Raw genomic sequence first — 21,705 nt, forward strand, 5'->3', positions numbered from 1 at the left:
AATACCCATAATAAAAACAAAAAACACTTTTTAGCAACAAAAGACATATTTGCCCCACAAAAGACTCTATTTGGGTACTGTGATAAAACATCGCACTAAATTACATTTGGTTACATTGAAAGGCATATATTTAACCTCAAAGTTAATATGGCTAACAATGTAAGTCCTTTGTGAATTCCATCAAGTTAAATTACCCACAGGGTAAACCTTGTCGAAATTAAAAGGTGTTATGTTGAAAAAATTAAATCTTATTACAGCTGCAATTAATGCAGTATTAATTACTGGTACTGTTGGTGCTGCCAATGCATTTGCACAAGAAGCAACTGACGTAAAACCTGTCGAGCGCATTCAAGTAACAGGTTCGAAAATAAAGCGATTTAACCTTACTTCACCGACACCAGTTACGGTGATCAGTGGCGTTGAGATGGAAAATGCCGGCATTACTAACGTTAATGATTTATTAGCTGAGCTACCGCAAGCAACGGTTGGCCTATCTCCGGAAACCACTACTAGCTTTATTTATGCATCAGGATTAAACACCACCGATTTACGTGGTTTAGGGTCTGAGCGCACACTGGTATTAGTAAATGGTCGCCGCTTTGTCGCAGGTTCAGTAGGCAGCACTGCGGTAGATTTAAATAATATTCCAACAACTCTGATCGAACGAGTAGAAATCGCCACAGGCGGTGCAGCAGCAGTATATGGTGCCGACGCTGTAGCAGGTGTCGTAAACATCATCACAAAAAAATCATTTGATGGCATTGAAATTGATGCATCTACGATTCGTCCAGAACAAAGCGGTGGCGAGCAAAACTTTTTCTCTATCACCGGTGGTATGGAAGGTGACAAGCTATCGTTTATAACGTCTCTTAACTACTCAAAAACAGATAGCTATAACAAGTTAAGTCGTGATTTTTACCGTAATCCTGTAACTTCATACGCAAATCCAGCTAATAAATCTGGTACCGATGGTATTCCTGAGCGCGTTATATTAGGTAAGCAAAGTACCCTTGGCTATTACTCTGAAGGCGGTGACTTTTTCAGTAAAACAGGCTCGCTAACTGACGATCATTACAACAACCATCACTGGGCATTTGATAATAGCGGTAACGTACAAGCATTTGATTATGGTCTAGGTCGCGTAGAAAACTCTGGTGTGCCTAACGCATCAGCTAATAACCGTTATTACGCAGATGCTAATAACCCAGGCGATGGTGTTTTTAGTCATGGTTACAAAAGCTATTTTCAAACTCCATTAGAGCGCGCTATTTTATCAACGTATGGTACATACGAAATTAATGACGACCATGCTGCAACATTTGATTTTACTTGGTCTGACTCAAAAGCAACTACTGAAAGCTCGCCAGCTTTCTTTGCTCACACGATTCGTCGTGATAATGCCTTTATCCGCGATGATATGGCTAAGATTATGGATGCTAACGGGTTAGATAAAGTTACTTTGCGCCAAGCTAACGAAAATCTATGGGGTGATCGCGCCTATCAACAAGATCGTTCGGTGATCCGTGCATCTCTTGGTTTTGAAGGCATTTTAAACGATGACTGGGGCTACAGCACCTATGTGCAGTATGGCCGTATCGAACAAGATACCTTATGGCGCGGTGAAGTATTAGAGCAAAATTTAGTCAATGCAATAGATGCTGTAGAACTTAATGGCCAAATCGTGTGTGCAGTTCGTGATGCCGATGGTAATGTCACAGGTGAACGTGAAGGGTGTGTTGCTTTTAACCCTATGGGCGCACAAAGTGCTTCTCAAGCACAGCTTAATTATATAGCAACGAATGCTACGCGTACTGCCAAACAAGACCAGCTGGTTGTTGCTGCAACATTTGATGGTTTATTATTTGAATTACCAGCAGGTGCTGTCGCTGCCGCATTTACCGTTGAACATCGCCGAGAAAGCGCCGAGACTCATCCTGATCACGCAATGCAAAATGGCCTTATTTTTGGGAACTCAAGCTTGCCAATGAAAGGTGATATCGATGTAAATGAATTCTCAACAGAGATCTCAGTGCCATTGCTTGTAGATCATTTTTTAGCAACTGACTTAACCTTTGAAACTGCGTACCGTTATATGGATTACTCGGTTACTGGTGGTGATGATGCGTGGAAGTTATCATTAAACTGGGGCGTTACAGACGAAGTACGTGTGCGTTTAAATCGTTCAAAATCAGTACGTGCACCAAGCCTAAGTGACTTATTTACGCCAAGCTCACAAACGTTTAATTCAGGCCGTAAAGACCCATGTCGTGCTGATGAAATTACCAGCTCAGGTAGCGAATATAAAGCAAATGTAATCGCTAACTGTCAAGCGGACGGTTTAGCTGAAGGTTGGATGCCAACTGCCGATTGGCAAGCCGCTGGTAGCCTGCCAGGTTTTGTACAAGGTAACCAAGCACTAAAAAACGAAACATCAAACGATTACACTATAGGCTTGATCTACACTCCTGAATTTATTGAAGGCTTAGATTTAACTCTTGATTACTGGTCATTTGAAATTGAAGGTGCGATTCAATACTTTGGACGTGATAGCGTAGAACTATGTTATGAGTCATCATCGCTAGACAACCCATTTTGCTCAAACTTCGTACGAAATAAAGAAACGGGCGACATCATTAACTATTATGAGCGTCCAATTAATGCTTCTATCATCGCCAAAAAAGGCCTAGATATTGAAACAGCTTACCGCACAGAATTAGGGAATGGTGATTTAGCAATTAAACTTACTGCAACTTACCTAGAAGAAGACAGTGAAAACCCAACCGGTCGTACGGCAGATTTCCGCTCAAATGTAGGTGAAATGGCAGATCCTCGCTGGAAAGGTCGCTTTAACGCAATCTACTCACATGATGATTCAAGTTACATTTTAACGGCTAATTACCGCCATAGTAGTGTAGAAAGTAATGAATGGAACATTGAAGATAATAACTACAATGATATCCCGTCTTACACAACGTTCGATTTTATGTACAAAACTTATCTATTAGATGAATTACAAGTACGTATTGGTGTAAACAATATCCTAGACCGTGCACCACCTCGTAATCCATTCACTTATGATAATGGTGAGTTCTTTGACGTTAAAGGTCGTCGCTTATCGATGGGTGCAAAATACACTTTCTAATTGAAGGGTATATTGGCTTATAAAAAAACGCCTTAGCTCATTGAGCTAAGGCGTTTTTATTTATCTTTAATAAACGCAGTGCTACATCATCAAAAATACAATTAAACCTACGCCCAATAATAATCGATAGATAACAAATGGCATCATCCCCATACGTTCAATTATTTTTAAGAACAGGAAAATACACGCATACGCAGAGATAAACGATAAACCGGCACCTAAAATTAACGTTGTCCAATCAACTACATGATCCCCTAATGCCAGCTCAATGGTGTAATACAAGCCCATCATTGAGATCACTGGAATTGCGAGTAAAAATGAAAAACGCGCAGCGCTTTGTTTATTCATCCCCAGTATTAAACCGGCGGTCATAGTAATACCCGAGCGTGACGTACCAGGGATCATCGCCATCGCTTGCGCCATACCGATCATCAGTGCTGATTTCCAAGTTAATTGATAAATTGTTTTAGTTTGCTTACCTTTTACGTCGGCATACCAAAGTAATAAGCCAAACAAAATAGTGGTGATTGCAATTACCCACGCACTGCGTAAATAGAGCTCGATTAAGTCTTTAAAAATTAAACCCAGTACAGCGGCTGGTATAGTGCCTAAAATAATCCACCAGCCAAGTTTACTATCATCTGTTGCACCTTGTGCACCAAATGATTTAAACCATGCCGCAAGTATTTCTACCACTTCTTTGCGGAAATAAATCACCACCGCAATCAAGGTACCAACGTGCACCGCAACATCGAAGGCAAGGCCTTGATCTTGCCAACCAAGAATTTGTGAAGGGAGAATGAGATGAGCTGAGCTTGAAATAGGTAAAAACTCAGTTAATCCCTGGATCAGGGCTAAAACAATAATTTCGATAATACTCATGGGTTAGTAAACTCCACCTTCCATAGTTTTTGCTTAGGGTTGTTGTAAGTATTCCACAACTGGGCAATTGTTTGCTTTGCTGTAGGATGATAAAAATCGGGGGCTATTTCTGCCAATGGCTGCAGGACAAAGGCATTTTTGGTGATTTCATCACGGGGTAACTGTGCAGGAGAATCACACACTACATCATCGTAAAACAGTAAATCTAGATCGAGTGTACGCGGGCTAAATTTTTTATCGTTATTTGTACGACCATTCTCTCGTTCAATCTGTTTGAGTAACTGACATAACTGGGGAAGCGGTATCTGTGTTTGTGCACCAATGACTGAGTTGTAAAAGTTATTACCTGCAAAGCCAACTGCTTCGCTTTCAAAGACACTGGAATGCTCGAATTCTACAAGGTGTGCTTTTAGGGCGATTAACGCTTGGCGGATATAATGTTCTTTATCAACATTAGAGCCAAGGCTAATATAAATTTGCGCCATCTTAACGTGCCTTGAGTCGGGTAATTTCAACACCTACAGTGCGTGCTTGCGCGACGGCTGCGGGTTTACTAACTCGAATGGTAACTTGTGTTGTAGCAAACTCGGTTAAAATGATAGCCGCTAGTTGCTCTACTAAGGTCTCCAATAACTCAACAGGCTTTGCTGTCGTGTGCGCGATTACTCTCTCACTTACCTTTGCGTAATCAAGTGCTAAGGCAATGTCATCGGTTTTTGCTGCGGGTTTAATATCACACAGCATCTCGATATCAAAATACAAACTCTGTTTAGTTTCTTTTTCAAAATCGTACACGCCTATGATAGTGTCAACATGTAGTTGCGATATAAAAACCTTATCCATAACTGCTCCAACTGGCAAAAACTTAAAACTCATTGACTTGAGTCTACATCGGCTATAATTTGCATTTATAGCCTTTATACACTTTAACTGTGTTTTATTATGTAAAAATTACCCATATGATATAAGCGTATAGATACATTATGTATCTGCTATTTGAACCACGAAAAGTATGAATGCAATTTTTGCGGCCAATGATAGCCGAAAAACTGCGATTAAAAAATAAGGAAGCGCGTGATAGCCGTTTTAATGTTAGTTTTAGCCTATTTACTCGGGTCGATTTCATCAGCCATTTTAGTGTCTCGGCTATTTAAACTACCCGATCCTCGCAGCAATGGCTCAAACAACCCTGGCGCAACTAATGTTTATCGTCTTGGTGGCGCTGTTCCAGCCTGCTTAGTCTTAGTGTTTGATATTCTCAAAGGGACTATTCCTGTCTGGGGCGCTTATTTTTTACAACTTGAACCACTAATGCTGGGATTGATAGGGGTTGCTGCGTGTTTAGGACATATGTTTCCGGTATTCTTTCACTTTAAAGGCGGTAAAGCAGTTGCAACTGCATTTGGAACATTGCTTCCCATTGGCTTGTTGTTAGGCGGGTTATTAATTTCAACCTGGGTGGCTGTTGTTGCTATTACACGCTATTCGTCACTTGGGGCATTAGTCGCCGTTTCTTTAGCGCCATTATACACTTGGTGGATCAAACCGCTTTATACCTTACCAGTAACATTTTTAACTATTTTGATTATCTTTCGCCACCACGCCAATATTAAACGTTTATTTAGTGGCAAAGAACCTAAAATTGGTGACAAAAAAACGCCACCAACTAAAGATGATAACAATACTTAAATTTAAATAGCCTCTAAACTATCTATCGGCCAACGTGGTTTCGTTTTCATATCAAGGCTGGCAAACTGCCCAGCCTTTAAGCGCTGCATACCCGCATAGGCGATCATGGCACCATTGTCAGTACAAAACTCTGTGCGCGGATAATAAACCTGTCCTTTCATGCCTTGCATTACACGCTCTAGTTGCGCACGTAGCTGTATATTGGCGCTTACACCACCGGCAATTACTAAGCGATTTATACCCGTTTGCTTTAAAGCACGCTTACATTTAATAACTAATGTATCAATAACTGCGGTTTGAAACGCATGAGCGATATCGGCTTTGGTTTGCTGATCATCGTCATTATTACGAATAGTAATTGCAGCCGCCGTTTTCAAGCCGCTAAAACTAAAGTCAAGGCCCGGTTTATCTGTCATTGGTCGTGGGAAAATAAAGCGCTTAGGAACACCTTGCTCAGCAAGTTTAGCTAACCGTGGCCCACCAGGGTAATCTAAACCAAGTAACTTAGCTGTTTTATCAAATGCTTCGCCTGCAGCATCATCTACCGATTCACCCAAGACTTCATACTGACCAATCCCAGCGACTTTAACCATCATGGTGTGTCCACCTGATACGAGTAAAGCAATAAACGGAAATTCAGGCACGTTTTCTTCAAGCATTGGCGCCAGTAGATGGCCCTCCATATGATGAACAGCCACTGCTGGAATATTCCACCCATAGGCAAGTGAGCGTCCAATTGAAGTACCCACTAATAATGCTCCCACCAGTCCTGGGCCTGCAGTGTAAGCAATGCCATCGATATCTTCAGGTCCGCAACCGGCCTGTGCAAAAGCAGCATCGATTAATGGCAAGGTTTTACGAACATGATCTCGAGATGCAAGTTCAGGCACTACACCGCCATAATCTGCATGCACTTTTACTTGGCTATAGAGTTGATGAGCAAGTAGACCTTGTTCATCATCATAGATTGCAATTCCCGTTTCATCACACGACGATTCAATGCCTAAAATTCGCACTGCAGTTTTCTCCCATGCCCTTTGGCACTTTTAAATTCTTAAAATAAATCTCTTAATCAGAGTTTTGGTTACTTAAAGTGTAATACCAATGTTTGTTTGTCCATCAGCGATAGCATGTTGCTTTAACGCTTTCACATTTTCAGCTGTTACTCTGCCCATCTGCTCAACAAAATCAATTAACTCGCCTAACACTTCAATTTCGTATTGCATTAACGGATGTTCACGTACCGCTGTATTATCAGCCAGCTCACCTTCAACCGTTAATTGATATTCAATAAAACGCGCAACAGTCGCCTGAGAGATTTTACTAATGCTGATAAATTCTTGCTCATCTTTGGCAATTAAACCATGCATTAAACCTAATAAGGCAGTGGCGGCATCTATAGCAGGATAAGTACCGAACATATCAAAATCAGCGAGTTCTGGAACATTAGGCTCTATTTTCTCAATTTGCTTTTCAAGGCTTATTTTACTTTTCGGCAGTAAGATTTTTTCCCAACACAAATTAAGTGCACTGCGTAAAATAGCTTCGTCACCAAATCCTGTTGCTTCACTAAATAAACCATAATTAGGTAGCATGCGTTCAATTAATGCTGCTGCCAATACCGCTTGCTGCAAATAGTTAAGCTCTCTTATACGCTGAAAATTATTCGCTTTAGTCATTATTTGGTGTCCTACAAGACCAACAAATTTCAAATGTTGGCCCATTATGCTCATTACAGTTGGGGCATACCCAATCAGGAGCGGATTGTTGTACTTGAGTGTAGTTTACCAATATTTGCCGCGCCTGGCGCTCTTTAATCACAAAAACCTGCACTCTCACTTGAGTTTGATCTAAAGGTATTTCGCCAGCAGCTCCTTGCAAGGACTCACCAAGTAACTGGCACTCAATATTGCTGTTAAGTAATAACCCTTTGACAATGTTTGCCTCTACCGCATTTGCAGCGCAATAGATTGTTAACCATTGAAATGGTGTTTGCTCTGTATTGTTGTTATTTATTCTATTTTGCAATGACAACCTCTTTTACTTTGCGATTAAATTACCCTAAGCTACTCTAAGCGAAGTAATTGTTATATAGGAAATAATCATGACCCTCACAACACCTGGACTGCTGTTCCCTGCAATCTCTTTGTTGTTATTAGCATATACCAACCGGTTTTTAGTGCTAGCACAATTAATTCGTGAACTTAACGCCCGCGAAGGAGAGACTATTCGACCATTAGTCGTTGCGCAAATAACTAACTTGAGAAAACGCATTAGACTCATTAGAACCATGCAAGTCTATGGCGTTGCATCTTTTTTAATGTGTACACTTTCAATGTTTGCATTATTTATCGAGTTTAAAACCACTGGCGTAATTTTATTTGGTATTAGCCTAGCCTGCCTTGCTCTATCGTTGTTAACCTCTTTATATGAAATACATATTTCATGTGACGCAATTGAAATTGAACTTAAAAACATTGAAAAAAAACCACTGAGCAACAAGGCAGACTAAAAAACAAGCACTATACTATTTAGGAGAATGATAAAACTAAAGGTGTAAATGTGAACGACTTTTTATTTTCAGAAAATGCCATTGAAGAGTCAGAAACTCAGTCACCACAGGCGTTTTGGAATATTCTCGTGGTCGATGATGAAGATGATATTCACCAAGTCACTAAGCTTGTGTTATCAGGATTTACTTTTGAAGATAAAGCCTTATGTTTGCACCATGCTTACTCAGCGCAAGCCGCAAAAGAATTATTACAACAAGATCTCGATTTTTCGGTTGGCCTAATTGATGTAGTCATGGAAACTAGCCATGCGGGTTTAGACCTAATAAAATTTATCCGTGATGATATCAATAACCACGACATCCGCCTTATTCTTCGAACAGGTCAACCTGGCGAAGCCCCTGAAGAAGCTGTGATACGTGAATACGACATTAACGATTACAAAAATAAAACTGAGCTGACGGCAATAAAAATGAAAACATTATTGTATTCAGCTCTGCGTTCACATCGTGATATTCAAATTATTGAGCGTCATAGAAAAGGTCTTGAAAAAATAATCAACGCTTCTAGCTCATTTTTAAAATGTGATAGTGTCCATGAATTTGCATCAACAATTTTATCCCATGTAACCAATGTTATGGGCTTAGATGACACTGAAATTTATTGTGCAGCAGCTGTTAACCAACAAACATCTCCTGCCACTGATTTTAAGCTACTGGCAGCCTCTGGTGTTGAGCCTGAACCTAATGCCAATATGATCCCCGAAGATGTAAAGCAATTATTTGTTGAGGCACACAATCGCAAATCATCCCAAAAAACCATGCATGACTACATTGGCTATTTTCCAACTCAGGCAGGCCTCGAAACAATGCTGTATGTACGTAAAGGCTCGTTATTAGGAACCACCGATTATCAACTTTTGGAGTTTTTTGCCAACAATATTGCTCTGGCTTACGATAACCTGAAATTACGCGAAATGATGAAGGATTCGCAAAAAGAGCTATCGTATATCCTCGGTGAAGCCGTTGAAAAACGTTCAAAAGAAACCGGTTCACATGTTAAAAGAGTTGCGCACTATAGTGAACTGTTAGGTAAGTTATATGGCTTAAATAACTTTGAGTGTGAAGTGATAAAACTCGCCTCACCCTTACACGATATTGGAAAAATAAGTATTCCAGATCATATTCTCAATAAACCCGGTAAGCTGGATGATCAAGAGTGGGCCATTATGCAAACTCACGCCGAAGTTGGTTATGATATTCTGAAGAGTTCGAATAATGAAATCTTAAAGTGTGGTTCAATCATTGCGTATACACATCATGAAAAATGGGACGGCTCTGGCTACCCAAATCAACTTGCAGGTAAAGATATTCATATTGTTGGCCGTATTACAGCTCTATCGGATGTTTTTGATGCCCTTGGCAGTGATCGTTGCTACAAAAAAGCTTGGCCACTTGAAGAGGTGCTCGATTTGCTCAAGGAGCAGAGTGGCAAACAGTTTGAACCTAAACTTGTGGACATATTTCTTAACAATTTAGCACTTTTTTTGGAGATAAAAGAGCGTTACCCTAACTGATAGTTGTAAAAATTATGTGAAATACACTTTTCAAATTGGGTACAATGGATTACTATCCATTAAATTAATATCAATTATGTTCGCCAGTAGTGCGGCTTACTTATACAAAGGACTATAAAAGTGAGATTTGAACAATTAGAGCAATTTGTGGCTTTAGGTCAGCTACGACATTTTCGCCAAGCGGCCGAAACAACCAAAATTAGCACCTCAGCATTGACTCGCAGCATTCAAACCTTAGAGGACGAAGTTGGCTATGAATTAGTTAAACGCTCGACCCGCTCAGTGAAACTAACAACTGAAGGTGAGCTGTTTTTAGAGTACGCACAAGACACTTTAAGCAAGCTCGAAGAAACTAAAAAGCGTTTATTCCAATCAATTAATGGCTGCGCCAATGAGAAATTGGTAATTGGCTATACCAATCATGCAAGTGCAATAGTGCCTATTTCATGTGGCCAATTTCTAGCACAATACCCTCATGTAAAAATTGAAATGCAACTACAAGAACAAAGTGAGTTGGTGCGTAAGCTACAGTTAGGTGAAATTGATATTAGCGTTTGTTCGCAAGCAGTTAATAGTATTGGCAATGACATACACTTACCTGATCAACTTATTTTATTCGTTGCAAAAAGTCATCCTCTTGCGAATAAGAACAATCTTTGCAAACAAGATTTAAACGATTACCCTATGTATAGTTGTTTTTCACAATCAAAACAAATTCAAGCTATGCTGAATGAGGCTGTCGATAGTTTGAACAAGAGCAGCAGTATAAAAGTTGGCAGTATTGAGCAAGTAATGGACGGGTTGTGTAAATCAAACCATATTGCAATTAGCAGTATTGAACATGCAAGTTCGGTCGCAGAGAATAATAACCTGCTCCAGTTAAAAACCAATAAGAACTTAGCTCATGAGCAATTGATTGTACAAACCAGCCAGCAAGTTACTGCTGACGACCCAATAAACCAGCTCCTGTCATTAATAGAAAAGACAGCGTTATCAATTAATTCTTAAGTAACAGCATGAAAACCAAGCCTAAAGCAGAACTCTGGCTTGGTTTCTAAATCTTCAGTAGTACCTTTGCATCATTTTAAGCTAAACTACGCGCCTTCCCTGCTATATAGTACAATTAATGAGCCTTAACCTGATCCCTGGACGTTATTTAACTGACATAGAAACTCATGGCTACGCCGTGATCGAAAATATGTTTGATGAAACACTGACTAACGCGTTGATAGAAGATTGTTATCGTATCAACCCCAATTTTAAATCAGCAGGAATTGGCCGTCAGCAGGATTTACAAATAGACAAGAGTATACGCACCGACAAGACCTTTTGGTTTGATGGTAGTAGCCAAGCTCAAATTGATTATCAAAATGCGCTAGAAGATATTAGAGTAAACTTGAATCGTTATTTCTTTTTGGGTTTATTTGATTATGAGTGTCACTATGCGAAATACCAGCATGGCGACTTTTATAAAAAGCATTACGACGCATTTAAAGGGCGATCGAACCGTGTATTTACTACTGTATTTTACTTAAATACAGTGCAATCTGGTGGTGAGTTAGTGATTTACAAACCTAAAAGTAAAGACGTTGAAATCACTATTCAGCCTAAAGCTGGTACGTTCGTGATGTTTGAAAGCGAACGCTTTATGCATGAAGTACTGCCGACAATTGATAATCGCTATTCAGTTGCGGGTTGGTTTAGGAAAAACACTTCAATCAGTGGCGTCATTGATCCACCTCGCTAACACTATAGATTAAATGGCAAGGACGCCACTAAGCCAATAAAAACGACCATACCGACATAATGGTTATTTAAAAAAGCTTTAAAACAATGCTCTCTATTACGACTATGAATTAGAAATTGTTGGTAAACCAAAAAGCCACATGCCACACATAGACCAAGCCAATACGGCATTGCTAATTGACTCGTATAACCAATTAAAGCCAACAAACCTATAAATACACCATTTAGCGCAAAAATAATGATTCGATCGGCACTACCAAACAATATTGCTGTAGACTTTACGCCAATTTTCAAATCATCATCTCTGTCTACCATGGCATACATAGTATCGTATGCCGTAGTCCACGCAATATTAGCGATAAATAACAACCAGCCAAGCACTGGGATAGTACCTGTTGCAGCCATAAAAGCCATCGGAATAGCCCAACCAAAAGCTGCACCTAGCACTATTTGCGGTAAATTAGTGTAACGTTTCATAAATGGGTAGCTAAATGCCAATAGCAATGCCCCGACTGACAATAATATGGTTTGCCAACTGAGTAACAACACCTGTATGAAAGCAATTATGATAAGCAACAAAAATAAGCTTAATGCTTCGCCACTACTCACCAAGCCAGAAGCTAAGGGTCTTTGTGCTGTGCGTTTTACCGCGCCGTCAATTTTACGATCTGCGTAATCATTAATAACACAACCTGCGCTGCGCATAACAAATACACCAAAGCTAAATACCACAAAATTAAGTAGGCTTGGCATACCATCACTTGCAAGCCACAATGCCCAATATGTAGGCCACAATAGCAATAAAGTACCGATAGGCTTATCGGTGCGCATTAACTGCTTATAATACGGTATATGAGCAATGTGCAAGGCGGCAAATTTCATAGATATAGATAAGCCTCTGGTAAAAATATTTCAGCTACTAAAAAACGGCTTTGCGCCAACGAAAAAATACTGCGACGCCCCCACAAGGGTTTTACAACTACAGAGTATTGGCTAACAAGTTGCTGTACTGGGTGCTGACAATCAAAACGCGCTATTTCAATTTCGGTACGTTTTAAGTCCGGATGTTGAAAAATAACATCACCTAAAGGCCGATTACCCAGTGCCAATAATTGCTGTTGTTGCATATCATCGGTGGCAGGCAGCCAGCTTTGTGCGTATACCATAGGGATGCCATCACAAAGCAACAAAACCTCACGATTAATACCAATACGTTGTGAACAATCTAATAATTGTTGTTGTGAAATACTCAATTCAAACTCTTTCTCACTAAGCACTTTTACAGAGAATTCAACACACTGTGTTTTTAATTTAGCCGTCAGTGAGTTGGGCTCAAGTAGCCAGTCTTGCTCGTTACAAGACAAAGAATTGATTGATGTACCTAACTGCCAATCCGCAGTTACAGAAACAGGAAATGTGATCACGATAACTCTATTTAATAATAACCCTTTAAATGATACCACTGCCCGCGTCGGGGAAAAAGTGATGATTAATGAATATAATAGCTGCATCAGCCTGTATCTTAGCCATTATTACGTATAGACTAATAACAATTAATTACAGGGCTCTCTACTGAATATGAAAAAAACGCTTTACGCTGGCATATTAATTAGCACTTTCTTTATTAGCTTGTTTAGCAGCTTTGCAAGCAAAGCTGAATCAACTGTGGGCTACTTTGGTTTCGAACCCGATATCATTACCAACTATATTGGTCAGAGTAATAAAAAGTTAGGTTATGTGCGTATTACTGTAGATTTAATGCTCAGTGATATGTCAAACATTGCTATTGTTGAGCATCACACCCCGTTACTTAGAGATGCATTGGTAGAAATTTTATCAAAAGAGCCTGAAGAAAAAATTAAATCACTCACCGGCCGTGAAGAGATCAGAAAGCGTTGTGCCGAAAAACTCAAAACCCTGTTAAAACAAGAAACAGGGCAAGAGATCATTCGCGAAGTATTATTTACTAAATATTTATATCACTAAGTACTTATATAACTGAGTATCTTAAGCTGTTTTTTTAGTAAACAATTGAGCGGTAAACGCGTAAGCCATACCGCTTAATAGCCCACCTAAGTGCGCCCAGTTAGCCATACTTACAAACAACATGTCAGCAAAGCCTAGTACCAGCCAAATCAGCATAAAACCAATAATACCATTAGTTACTAAAGCCGGTTGTTGCGGGTTCAATGCCCGATGGATCCAACAAAACCCAAGTAAACCATAAACAACGCCACTTAAGCCGCCAAAGTTAGGGCCAACCATAATAAACTCAGCCCAATTACTAAATAGCGCGGTCACTAAAAAAAGACCTACTAAAGTACTTTTACCACTGAGCTTTTCAATACCATCGCCTAGCATGATCCACCACATAATATTAAACACTAAGTGCACAGCAGTAAAATGCACAATTGCAGGTGTAAGCCAAGTTAATGGTTGATCGGGTTTAAACTGTAATACGCTATAAATTGACTCAAAGCCACCGAGTAAGAAGGCAATGTAAATACCTACACATAATAAAGTGACCGTTTGGTTTAACCAGCTCAATGATTTAAAGCGTGCTTTTAAATTTAATTCTTGGCCTTGATAGCTCAACGGTGACTGCGTACTTCCTACTTGCCAAGATGCCTCTTGATAACGGGCATGGTTGGGGTTTTCTACAAACGCTTGCCATAATGGCTGAGCTTGATGGAAATGCTCTGGGGCAACACAAATAATTACCGTTTTTCCATCTTGCGATCGAAGCTCGCCCTGTAAGCCTTGGCTTTTTATATAATCAATAAAGCCTTGTGCTGCACGTGGATTATTTATACTACCCAGTTCGATCATCGTTCCACTTGCTCCGGCAATTGGGTTTCCCACTGGGTAAAACCACCATCCATACTGTATACATCCTCAAAGCCTTGCTCAGCTAAGTAGCTGGCTGCGCCTTGTGAGCTCATACCATGATAACAAACAATAATAATTGGCTGATCAAACTCTTTGTTCATCATAAATTCGCCAATATTGGCATTTGATAAATGCTCTGAACCCGGAATATGCCCTGCTTGATACGAATTAGGATCGCGAATATCAGCAATCACGACATCATCTTTATTAAGTAGTGCTTGAGTTTCGGTAATTGAAATATGCTTAAATGCCATAGTACTCTCTTATAATTACAAAAAAGGCGACAAATGCCGCCTTTAATTCTCTTAACAAGTGGATAATTAATCCCAGTTAAGAATTACTTTCCCCGATTGGCCTGAAATCATCATATCAAAGCCAGCTTGGAAGTCATCTATTGAATATTGATGAGTGATGATTGGGTTTAGATCGAGCCCTGACTGAATAAGACTGGCCATTTTGTACCAGGTCTCAAACATTTCACGGCCATAAATCCCTTTGATCACTAAGCCTTTAAAAATCACTTGGTTCCAATCAACCGCCATATCAGATGGTGGAATACCTAGCATGGCAATTTTACCACCGTGATTCATGTTATTTAACATGCTATTAAATGCAACCGGTACGCCTGACATTTCTAGACCAATATCAAAGCCTTCTGTCATACCAAGCTCTTTAATAATATCTTCAAGCTTTTCATTAGCCACATTAACTGCACGCGTTGCGCCCATTTTACGCGCAAGGTCTAATCGGTATTCATTGACATCGGTGATCACTACATGACGTGCGCCAACATGTTTTGCAACTGCAGCAGCCATAATACCAATTGGGCCTGCACCTGTGATCAAGACATCTTCACCCACTAAATCGAATGACAGTGCTGTGTGTACTGCATTACCGAATGGGTCAAAAATAGAAGCTAACTCATCACTGATATTGTCTGGAATTTTAAATGCATTAAACGCTGGGATCACTAAATACTCGGCAAAAGCCCCCTCGCGGTTAACACCTACACCAGTGGTGTTACGGCATAAATGAACACGCCCAGCGCGACAGTTACGACAATGGCCACAGGTAATATGCCCTTCGCCCGATACTCGGTCACCAACACTAAAACCGCGAACTTCTTGACCCATATCAACCACTTCACCGACATATTCATGACCTACTACCATAGGCGTAGGAATGGTGTTTTGCGCCCACTCATCCCACTTATAAATATGTACGTCAGTACCACAAATAGCGGTTTTACGAATTTTGATTAATAAATCGTTATGCCCAACTTCAGGTTTTGGCGCATCCGTCATCCAAATACCTGGTTCTGCTTTTAATTTAGATAATGCTTTCATGAATCACACTCAATAAAAAAACCGCTGCGAAGGCAACGGTTTAAAATAAATTAATTAGATAATGCCCATTTCTTTACCAATACGGGTAAAGGCGTCAATTGCGGTATCTAATTGCTCAATGCTGTGCGCAGCAGAAATTTGTGTACGAATACGCGCTTGGCTTTTTGGCACCACTGGGAATGAAAAACCAGTGACGTAAATGCCTTCTGCTAATAACTTATCAGCCATTGCCGACGCAACTTTAGCATCACCTAACATTACAGGAATAATCGCGTGATCTTTACCCGCACAGGTAAATCCAGCCGCTTCCATTTGCTCACGGAAGTATTTAGCGTTTGACCATAACTTAGCACGCAATTCACTGCCATTTTCGAGCATTTCTAATACTTTGATTGATGCTGTAACGATTGAAGGCGCTAATGAGTTTGAGAATAAATATGGGCGAGAGCGCTGGCGTAACCATTCAACTATTTCTTTTTTACCTGATGTATAACCACCCGATGCACCGCCAAGCGCCTTACCTAAAGTGCCGGTAATAATATCAACACGGTCTAGCACGTTGCAGTACTCAGGTGTGCCTTTGCCGTTTTCACCGACAAAGCCAACGGCATGAGAGTCATCAACCATAACAAGTGCATTGTATTTATCAGCAAGGTCACAGACCGCTTCAAGATTACAAATAACCCCATCCATTGAGAACACACCATCGGTGGCGATTAATTTTGTTTTTGCACCCGCTTCATCGGCAGCAATCAATTGCTTTTCAAGATCTGCCATATCATTATTTGCATAACGGAAGCGCTTTGCTTTACATAAACGAACGCCATCAATGATAGAAGCATGATTTAACGAATCAGAGATAATCGCATCATCAGCGCCTAAAATTGTTTCAAATAAACCGGTATTGGCATCAAAACATGATGAATATAAAATCGTGTCTTCAGTTTCTAAAAATTCACTGATCTTCTTCTCTAATGTTTTATGAATGTCTTGTGTACCACAAATAAAGCGTACTGACGCAACACCAAAGCCATGGTCATTTAAGCCGTTTTGTGCAGCCTGAATCAGCTCAGGGCTATTCGCTAAACCTAAGTAATTATTTGCACAGAAGTTAATAACTTTATCACCAGAAGCAACTTGAATTTGTGCTTGCTGCTGCGAAGTAATAATACGCTCATTTTTATATAAGCCTTCGGCTTTTACATCTTCAATTTGCTGCTGAAGCTGAGTAAAAAACGCAGATGCTCTCATCTGTAATCTCCAAATTATTGAACGGGGTGAGCGTACTTAAGTTAACACGGCTCATCTTTGTGGCTATTGTAAAAGTTTAGTCAAACAAATGCACTGTTTGTAGTTCATCGCAGAAATAAGGAACTGACAACTTATGCTGCCAGTTTACATTGGGCTATAGCAGTATTGAGGGTAAGTCTGCTAACGAATCACAAACATGATCTGCCGAGTCGATGGCTACCGCATCAAACTCCTGCCCGGATCGTACAAGCACCCGAGTGCCAATAACCGCTTTACTTGCCGCTTGCATGTCGCTTAGTTTGTCTCCAACCATAATGCTGCAAGCTGGATTGATATGATGATCAGCGATACCTTGCAGTAACATGCCCGGAGCTGGTTTACGACAATCACACTCTTTGAGGTATTCGGGTAATGCTTTTTTCGGGTGGTGTGGGCAAAAGTAAACATCCGTCACCTTTACTTGATGCGCAGCAAATTGGGCTATCATCCACTGTGTTAAAGCGTGAAAATCCGCCTCTGAATAGTAACCACGGCCAATACCAGATTGATTAGTCACTATGATCAGTTTATAGCCTGCATCAGCAAACGCCTTACATGCAGTAAATACGCCTGGCACAAATTCAAATTTATCCGACTCATAAACATAACCATGATCGATATTAACCACGCCATCACGGTCTAAAAATAAGGCTTTATTGATATTGCTCATAATTGCTCTTTCTCAACCACAAGGTCAAACATCAAAGCTACTTCATCAACACTTATTTGGCTCATTAGATCACTGCCTTTAACCCGCGTACCCCAAGGTAATCGCTCAGCGGTTTTACCAGTTTGCTTGAGTAAGTTTTGGTGATATACCTCAACCACGTAATTTTGATATAAATAGGGTCCAGTGCGTTTCGGGTTTGAGTGGGCATATAAACCAATAACGGGAGTGCCTACGGTGACGGCCATATGAGCAGGGCCTGTATCAGGTGCTAATACCAATGCAGCTCGTTTAAGTACGCAAAGCAACTCTTTGAGTTTGGTTTTACCCACTAAATTAAGGATTGGCGTTGTAGTGGCTGCAATAATGTCATCACTGAGCGTCACTTCAAGCTCTGTCGGGCCACCCGTGATCACCACATGAAACCCTTGCTTGTAGGCATGTTCTGCAAGCTTAGCATAGCGTTCAGCCAGCCAATTGCGTTCTTTTTTACTGGCAGCTGGAGAAATCACAAAAATTCGCCCCTCTAATCGCTCCGTACCAAGTAATTCATCAGCATTACTTTGATCATGTTCGCTGACTGGCATTTGCCAGTTTGGTTGATAATCAGGTACACCTATCGCCTGCGCAAAGCCTTTAAAGCCTTCTAACACATGAGCCTGCTGCTGTGGTGCAATGCGCTGGTTAATAAACAAGCTATGCAATTCTTTTGAGCGCGCCCAATCAAAACCAATTTTAACTTTTGCAGGAATACAACGCGCCACTAAGTTAGCTCGAAGTGCCACTTGCATATGCAGCAACACATCAAACTTACGCCCTTTAAATTGTTGTTTTAATTGCTGATAGGCTGCTTTGCCTTGTTTTTTATCAAACACCACCAGCTCAACACCGGGTAAATCAGCTAGTAACATGGCTTCAATTTTGCCGACCACCCAGGTAACTTTTGCATTGGGGTGCGCTTTTTGAATTGCCTGCACTGCAGATACGCCATGGCAAACATCACCAATTGCTGAGAGTCTTAAAATACAAATATCTGAATAGGTGGTTGAGTCAGTCACAGGTGTCCTTTGCTTTATGCTGGATAATTATCATGATCTTAAATTAACCACCCACTATTGCAAGCACTTATGCTCGGCTTTAAAACAGGTTAAGATAGCACTATCACCTGCAATAAAATAAGTACGCCATGTTTAACCAGCAAACCATCAATGAACACATTATTTTAAGCCATCCTGAGCATAGTGCCGAAATTAGCTTAAATTGGTTTGATAATGAATATTGGCAGCAGCAAGGAAAAATTGTCGGCGCCAAAAAAGGTCGCGCAACTGCATGGTTTTTCTGCCATAACGGGCTAACAGCAGTGCTCAGGCATTATTGGCGTGGCGGTTTAGTGGGTAAAGTGCTAAGTGATCAATATGTGTTTTTTGGACTGGAAAAAACCCGTGTTTACCAAGAGTTTTCATTAATGATGAAACTGTGCGAATTAGGTCTAAATGTACCAAAGCCGATTGCAGCTAAAATATCGCAAGCTGGCTTAATTTACCGTGGCGATATAATTACTCAAGCTGTTGCAGGCGCACAAAGTGTGCTTGATATATTAAAACAACGTCCCTTTAGCGCACAAGAGTTAATTAAAGTAGCACACACGATTGCGGATTTTCATAATCATGGGGTGTATCACGCTGATTTGAATATTAACAACATTCTATTTGATGAAACGGGCGAGATATACATTATTGACTTTGACCGCGGTGAACTAAAACTCCCCGCCAGTAATTGGCAACAAGCTAATATGACCCGCCTTGCTCGTTCGTTTCATAAAGAGCAAGGCCGAAATAAAGTAATGCATTGGCAAACTACAGACTGGCAGCAGTTACACACAGCATACCAGTCCACTCTTAAAATATAGCCGTTAAGCCTTTATTTTACTGATCACTTTTGACGTAGAGCAGCCATTTAAAAACTCAAGTACTTCAACTTTTCCGCCATGGCGAAGTACATGATCAGCGCCTGCAATTTGTTCAACAGTGTAATCTCCACCCTTTACTAAGATATCAGGACTGATCAGCTCAATTAATTTAGCGGGTGTATCGTTTTCTTCAACTGCACCAAATGGAATTACCCAATCAACTGATGCCAAAGCGCTCAGCACCATAGCACGCTCATCAAGCGGGTTAATAGGGCGCTCAGGACCTTTTAAACGCGTTATTGATTCATCATTATTTAAACCGACGACTAGACGATCTCCACGTGCTTTGGCTTGTGCTAAGTAACGCACATGCCCCGCATGTAAAATGTCAAAACAACCATTGGTGAACACGATAGTTTCACCATTTTGCTTTGCAAACTCAATATGCTGAAGCACATCATCAAATGGGGTTTGATAATGCTCGCCGGTTTTTTGTAAGTATTGACCTAACTTACGACTTAACTCTTCAGGCGATACCGTAGCTGCCCCTAATTTACTCACTGCAATTCCAGCCGCAAGGTTAGCAATTTCCACAGCATCTTTAGGCTGCATTCCTGCACCTAACATCACCGCCAGAGTTGCAATAACAGTATCACCAGCGCCAGTAACATCACTGACTTCAAGCTGTTGCGCTGCAAAATCGTGTTTTTCATCGGCACTAATAAGTGACATACCTTGCTCTGAGCGAGTCAATAGCATGGCCGCGATCCCTGCATCGCTGATCAGTGCTCGAGCACTGTCTGCTAAATGCTGTTCCGAATCTGTTTTACCACCGGCAAGCTTGAATTCATTCAAGTTAGGAGTAATAAAATCAGCACCGCGATATAAGTTTAAGTCTGAGGATTTAGGATCAATTAGAACTGTTTTTCCAGCACCTTTAGCAAGTTTTATCATTTGCTGGATCAAGCTTAATGAGCCTTTGTTATAATCTGAGAACAAGACAAAGTCGTACTCATCTAATACTAATTCCAGACGGTTTAAAAGTAGTTGACTGTGTTGCTCAGTAAACATCTCTTCTAAGTCAAGTCTAACGACTTGTTGATGACGGCTAATCACACGCATTTTTGAAATAGTTGGCAAATCACAAACACTGACTAATTGTGAATCTATACGTTCATCAGCAAGAATTCGCTCTAATATTTGGCCGCTTTCATCTTCACCAATTAAACCCAACAAGCCAACTTTACCATCTAAACGGGCAATATTTTTTGCCACGTTTGCGGCGCCACCGGCTTTATCTTCAAATTTACTTACTTTAACTATAGGCACAGGTGCTTCTGGCGATATGCGCCCTGAATCACCATGCCAATAACGGTCAAGCATCACATCCCCAACCACTAATATTTTAGCGTTAGACAGTTTTTTTAATAACGCTAAATCCATTAACTCTGCCCCGCTACAACCATATCAATGGCTTCACATAACCAATGACCAATAAACATATGCGCTTCTTGAATACGTGCGGTTTCGTCATCTTTAATAATAATGGATAATTTAGCGATATCTTTTACTTTACCGCCATCGCGGCCTGTAAATGCAACTGTATAAGCACCTATTTCATTAGCAGCAGCTAGCGCTAAATTAATATTAGCGCTAGTACCAGAGGTAGTTAAACCAATCACTAAATCCTCAGGTTTACATAACGCAAGAACCTGACGCTCAAAAACTGTGTCAAAGTGATAGTCATTACTATGCGCAGTTAAGATGGAAGTGTCGGTTGTTAGCGCCATAGATGCTAATGGGCCACGTTCTAATTTGTAGCGTACGACAAACTCTGCAGCTAAATGCTGAGCATCTGCTGCGCTGCCACCATTACCAAACCAAACTACTTTTCCACCAGCTTGCAAAGTACTGTGGCAAACTTCAAGCAATTGCATTACTTGAGGGTGGTATGTTTCCATCGTTTCAAACAATACTTGGTGACGGGTTAAACTTTCAAGGTAGCTGCTCGCTACAGAATCAATATTAGACATGGGTAATCCTCTCAAAATTAGTCTGA

The 21,705-nt window shown here is 40.5% G+C and carries 24 protein-coding genes; 8 read left to right on the forward strand and 16 right to left on the reverse strand.

The genetic code is table 11. The features are described from left to right. The first annotated feature begins 229 nt into the window (after nucleotides 1-229). Nucleotides 230-3,142, forward strand: a complete 2,913-nt coding sequence (locus H5163_RS13470) for a TonB-dependent receptor domain-containing protein (protein WP_182735360.1) — start codon at nucleotides 230-232, stop codon at nucleotides 3,140-3,142. Nucleotides 3,143-3,223: 81 nt separating this feature from the next. Here H5163_RS13470 and H5163_RS13475 read toward each other — a convergent pair whose 3' ends face one another. The 3 genes from H5163_RS13475 to folB are packed head-to-tail and all read right to left on the reverse strand — an operon-like array spanning nucleotide 3,224 to nucleotide 4,867. Continuing rightward, a complete protein-coding gene (locus H5163_RS13475) occupies nucleotides 3,224-4,024 on the reverse strand; it encodes an undecaprenyl-diphosphate phosphatase (RefSeq protein WP_182735361.1) in 801 nt (266 codons plus the stop codon). Next, nucleotides 4,021-4,509 carry a 2-amino-4-hydroxy-6-hydroxymethyldihydropteridine diphosphokinase gene (folK, locus tag H5163_RS13480; protein WP_145235095.1) on the reverse strand — a complete coding sequence of 163 codons (489 nt, stop codon included), beginning with the start codon at nucleotides 4,507-4,509 and terminating at the stop codon, nucleotides 4,021-4,023. Before folK ends, H5163_RS13475 begins: the two co-directional genes overlap by 4 nt. 1 nt (nucleotide 4,510) lies before the next feature. Then, nucleotides 4,511-4,867, reverse strand: a complete 357-nt coding sequence (folB, locus tag H5163_RS13485) for a dihydroneopterin aldolase (RefSeq protein WP_145235093.1) — start codon at nucleotides 4,865-4,867, stop codon at nucleotides 4,511-4,513. A 231-nt stretch (nucleotides 4,868-5,098) separates the two neighbouring features. Here folB and plsY point away from each other — a divergent pair, with 231 nt between their 5' ends. Further along, nucleotides 5,099-5,713: a glycerol-3-phosphate 1-O-acyltransferase PlsY gene (gene plsY, locus H5163_RS13490; protein ID WP_145235091.1), complete on the forward strand. Its 615-nt coding sequence runs from the start codon at nucleotides 5,099-5,101 to the stop codon at nucleotides 5,711-5,713. 2 nt (nucleotides 5,714-5,715) lie between these two features. Here plsY and tsaD read toward each other — a convergent pair whose 3' ends face one another. From tsaD to H5163_RS13505, 3 genes are all read right to left on the reverse strand, one after another. Then, nucleotides 5,716-6,729, reverse strand: a complete 1,014-nt coding sequence (gene tsaD, locus H5163_RS13495; RefSeq protein ID WP_145235089.1) for a tRNA (adenosine(37)-N6)-threonylcarbamoyltransferase complex transferase subunit TsaD — start codon at nucleotides 6,727-6,729, stop codon at nucleotides 5,716-5,718. Between the two features lie 72 nt (nucleotides 6,730-6,801). Continuing rightward, nucleotides 6,802-7,392 carry a YjaG family protein gene (locus H5163_RS13500; protein WP_145235087.1) on the reverse strand — a complete coding sequence of 197 codons (591 nt, stop codon included), beginning with the start codon at nucleotides 7,390-7,392 and terminating at the stop codon, nucleotides 6,802-6,804. After that, a complete protein-coding gene (locus H5163_RS13505; RefSeq protein WP_145235085.1) occupies nucleotides 7,385-7,741 on the reverse strand; it encodes a DUF2007 domain-containing protein in 357 nt (118 codons plus the stop codon). The genes H5163_RS13500 and H5163_RS13505 overlap by 8 nt, the downstream gene beginning before the upstream one ends. Nucleotides 7,742-7,817: 76 nt before the next feature. Between H5163_RS13505 and H5163_RS13510 the strand changes: the two genes are divergently transcribed. The 4 genes from H5163_RS13510 to H5163_RS13525 all read left to right on the forward strand — a co-directional run bounded on the left by H5163_RS13510 (nucleotide 7,818) and on the right by H5163_RS13525 (nucleotide 11,546). Continuing rightward, nucleotides 7,818-8,225: a DUF2721 domain-containing protein gene (locus H5163_RS13510; RefSeq protein WP_145235083.1), complete on the forward strand. Its 408-nt coding sequence runs from the start codon at nucleotides 7,818-7,820 to the stop codon at nucleotides 8,223-8,225. 50 nt (nucleotides 8,226-8,275) lie between these two features. Beyond that, nucleotides 8,276-9,799 carry a DUF3369 domain-containing protein gene (locus H5163_RS13515; protein WP_182735362.1) on the forward strand — a complete coding sequence of 508 codons (1,524 nt, stop codon included), beginning with the start codon at nucleotides 8,276-8,278 and terminating at the stop codon, nucleotides 9,797-9,799. 120 nt (nucleotides 9,800-9,919) lie between these two features. Continuing rightward, complete coding sequence (locus H5163_RS13520; protein WP_182731749.1) at nucleotides 9,920-10,807, forward strand: LysR family transcriptional regulator; 888 nt, start codon at nucleotides 9,920-9,922, stop codon at nucleotides 10,805-10,807. A gap of 118 nt (nucleotides 10,808-10,925) precedes the next feature. Beyond that, entirely contained in the window at nucleotides 10,926-11,546 is a 621-nt protein-coding gene (locus H5163_RS13525) for a 2OG-Fe(II) oxygenase (protein ID WP_182735363.1), read from the forward strand. Between the two features lie 2 nt (nucleotides 11,547-11,548). Here the strand turns inward: H5163_RS13525 and ubiA are convergent, their stop codons facing one another. Together ubiA and H5163_RS13535 are read right to left on the reverse strand one after the other, a co-directional pair. Further along, the gene (ubiA, locus tag H5163_RS13530) at nucleotides 11,549-12,427 is read right to left on the reverse strand and encodes a 4-hydroxybenzoate octaprenyltransferase (RefSeq protein WP_182735364.1); all 879 of its coding nucleotides are present in this window, start codon (nucleotides 12,425-12,427) and stop codon (nucleotides 11,549-11,551) included. Further along, the gene (locus tag H5163_RS13535) at nucleotides 12,424-12,969 is read right to left on the reverse strand and encodes a chorismate lyase (protein ID WP_145235072.1); all 546 of its coding nucleotides are present in this window, start codon (nucleotides 12,967-12,969) and stop codon (nucleotides 12,424-12,426) included. The genes ubiA and H5163_RS13535 overlap by 4 nt, the downstream gene beginning before the upstream one ends. 154 nt (nucleotides 12,970-13,123) lie before the next feature. Between H5163_RS13535 and H5163_RS13540 the strand changes: the two genes are divergently transcribed. Then, entirely contained in the window at nucleotides 13,124-13,531 is a 408-nt protein-coding gene (locus tag H5163_RS13540; RefSeq protein ID WP_145235070.1) for a flagellar basal body-associated protein FliL, read from the forward strand. Nucleotides 13,532-13,552: 21 nt separating this feature from the next. Here the strand turns inward: H5163_RS13540 and glpG are convergent, their stop codons facing one another. From glpG to H5163_RS13570, 6 genes are all read right to left on the reverse strand, one after another. Then, nucleotides 13,553-14,374, reverse strand: coding sequence for a rhomboid family intramembrane serine protease GlpG (gene glpG / locus H5163_RS13545; RefSeq protein WP_182731773.1), 822 nt, complete (start codon nucleotides 14,372-14,374; stop codon nucleotides 13,553-13,555). After that, the gene (glpE, locus tag H5163_RS13550) at nucleotides 14,371-14,688 is read right to left on the reverse strand and encodes a thiosulfate sulfurtransferase GlpE (RefSeq protein WP_145235068.1); all 318 of its coding nucleotides are present in this window, start codon (nucleotides 14,686-14,688) and stop codon (nucleotides 14,371-14,373) included. The genes glpG and glpE overlap by 4 nt, the downstream gene beginning before the upstream one ends. Nucleotides 14,689-14,754: 66 nt before the next feature. Then, a complete protein-coding gene (gene tdh, locus H5163_RS13555) occupies nucleotides 14,755-15,780 on the reverse strand; it encodes an L-threonine 3-dehydrogenase (RefSeq protein WP_182718390.1) in 1,026 nt (341 codons plus the stop codon). Between the two features lie 54 nt (nucleotides 15,781-15,834). Beyond that, nucleotides 15,835-17,031 (reverse strand): glycine C-acetyltransferase, encoded by a 1,197-nt coding sequence (locus H5163_RS13560; protein ID WP_182735365.1) that lies wholly within the window; start codon nucleotides 17,029-17,031, stop codon nucleotides 15,835-15,837. 154 nt (nucleotides 17,032-17,185) lie between these two features. Further along, nucleotides 17,186-17,740 (reverse strand): D-glycero-beta-D-manno-heptose 1,7-bisphosphate 7-phosphatase, encoded by a 555-nt coding sequence (gmhB, locus tag H5163_RS13565; RefSeq protein ID WP_182735366.1) that lies wholly within the window; start codon nucleotides 17,738-17,740, stop codon nucleotides 17,186-17,188. Next, complete coding sequence (locus H5163_RS13570; protein WP_182718392.1) at nucleotides 17,737-18,795, reverse strand: glycosyltransferase family 9 protein; 1,059 nt, start codon at nucleotides 18,793-18,795, stop codon at nucleotides 17,737-17,739. Before H5163_RS13570 ends, gmhB begins: the two co-directional genes overlap by 4 nt. A gap of 128 nt (nucleotides 18,796-18,923) precedes the next feature. On the opposite strand from H5163_RS13570, the gene H5163_RS13575 reads away from it, so the two are divergent. Then, nucleotides 18,924-19,646 carry a 3-deoxy-D-manno-octulosonic acid kinase gene (locus H5163_RS13575; protein WP_145235056.1) on the forward strand — a complete coding sequence of 241 codons (723 nt, stop codon included), beginning with the start codon at nucleotides 18,924-18,926 and terminating at the stop codon, nucleotides 19,644-19,646. Nucleotides 19,647-19,649: 3 nt separating this feature from the next. On the opposite strand, the gene hldE is transcribed toward H5163_RS13575, so the two are convergent. Then, nucleotides 19,650-21,089, reverse strand: coding sequence for a bifunctional D-glycero-beta-D-manno-heptose-7-phosphate kinase/D-glycero-beta-D-manno-heptose 1-phosphate adenylyltransferase HldE (gene hldE, locus H5163_RS13580; RefSeq protein ID WP_182735367.1), 1,440 nt, complete (start codon nucleotides 21,087-21,089; stop codon nucleotides 19,650-19,652). After that, on the reverse strand, nucleotides 21,089-21,679 hold the full coding sequence (locus H5163_RS13585) for an SIS domain-containing protein (protein WP_145235052.1): 591 nt from the start codon (nucleotides 21,677-21,679) through the stop codon (nucleotides 21,089-21,091). The genes hldE and H5163_RS13585 overlap by 1 nt, the downstream gene beginning before the upstream one ends. Between the last annotated feature and the right edge of the window lie 26 nt (nucleotides 21,680-21,705).

Source organism: Pseudoalteromonas sp. SG44-8, from assembly GCF_014164125.1.
Taxonomy (GTDB): domain Bacteria; phylum Pseudomonadota; class Gammaproteobacteria; order Enterobacterales; family Alteromonadaceae; genus Pseudoalteromonas; species Pseudoalteromonas rhizosphaerae.

What these genes read in the sequence shown, in the direction of transcription:
- H5163_RS13470 (WP_182735360.1), top strand. Translation starts at nt 230, where the DNA reads ATGTTGAAAAAATTAAATCTTATTACAGCTGCAATTAATGCAGTATTA.
- H5163_RS13475 (WP_182735361.1), bottom strand. Translation starts at nt 4,024, where the DNA reads ATGAGTATTATCGAAATTATTGTTTTAGCCCTGATCCAGGGATTAACT.
- folK (WP_145235095.1), bottom strand. Translation starts at nt 4,509, where the DNA reads ATGGCGCAAATTTATATTAGCCTTGGCTCTAATGTTGATAAAGAACAT.
- folB (WP_145235093.1), bottom strand. Translation starts at nt 4,867, where the DNA reads ATGGATAAGGTTTTTATATCGCAACTACATGTTGACACTATCATAGGC.
- H5163_RS13500 (WP_145235087.1), bottom strand. Translation starts at nt 7,392, where the DNA reads ATGACTAAAGCGAATAATTTTCAGCGTATAAGAGAGCTTAACTATTTG.
- H5163_RS13510 (WP_145235083.1), top strand. Translation starts at nt 7,818, where the DNA reads ATGACCCTCACAACACCTGGACTGCTGTTCCCTGCAATCTCTTTGTTG.
- H5163_RS13525 (WP_182735363.1), top strand. Translation starts at nt 10,926, where the DNA reads ATGAGCCTTAACCTGATCCCTGGACGTTATTTAACTGACATAGAAACT.
- ubiA (WP_182735364.1), bottom strand. Translation starts at nt 12,427, where the DNA reads ATGAAATTTGCCGCCTTGCACATTGCTCATATACCGTATTATAAGCAG.
- H5163_RS13540 (WP_145235070.1), top strand. Translation starts at nt 13,124, where the DNA reads ATGAAAAAAACGCTTTACGCTGGCATATTAATTAGCACTTTCTTTATT.
- glpG (WP_182731773.1), bottom strand. Translation starts at nt 14,374, where the DNA reads ATGATCGAACTGGGTAGTATAAATAATCCACGTGCAGCACAAGGCTTT.
- glpE (WP_145235068.1), bottom strand. Translation starts at nt 14,688, where the DNA reads ATGGCATTTAAGCATATTTCAATTACCGAAACTCAAGCACTACTTAAT.
- tdh (WP_182718390.1), bottom strand. Translation starts at nt 15,780, where the DNA reads ATGAAAGCATTATCTAAATTAAAAGCAGAACCAGGTATTTGGATGACG.
- H5163_RS13560 (WP_182735365.1), bottom strand. Translation starts at nt 17,031, where the DNA reads ATGAGAGCATCTGCGTTTTTTACTCAGCTTCAGCAGCAAATTGAAGAT.
- gmhB (WP_182735366.1), bottom strand. Translation starts at nt 17,740, where the DNA reads ATGAGCAATATCAATAAAGCCTTATTTTTAGACCGTGATGGCGTGGTT.
- H5163_RS13575 (WP_145235056.1), top strand. Translation starts at nt 18,924, where the DNA reads ATGTTTAACCAGCAAACCATCAATGAACACATTATTTTAAGCCATCCT.
- hldE (WP_182735367.1), bottom strand. Translation starts at nt 21,089, where the DNA reads ATGGATTTAGCGTTATTAAAAAAACTGTCTAACGCTAAAATATTAGTG.
- H5163_RS13585 (WP_145235052.1), bottom strand. Translation starts at nt 21,679, where the DNA reads ATGTCTAATATTGATTCTGTAGCGAGCAGCTACCTTGAAAGTTTAACC.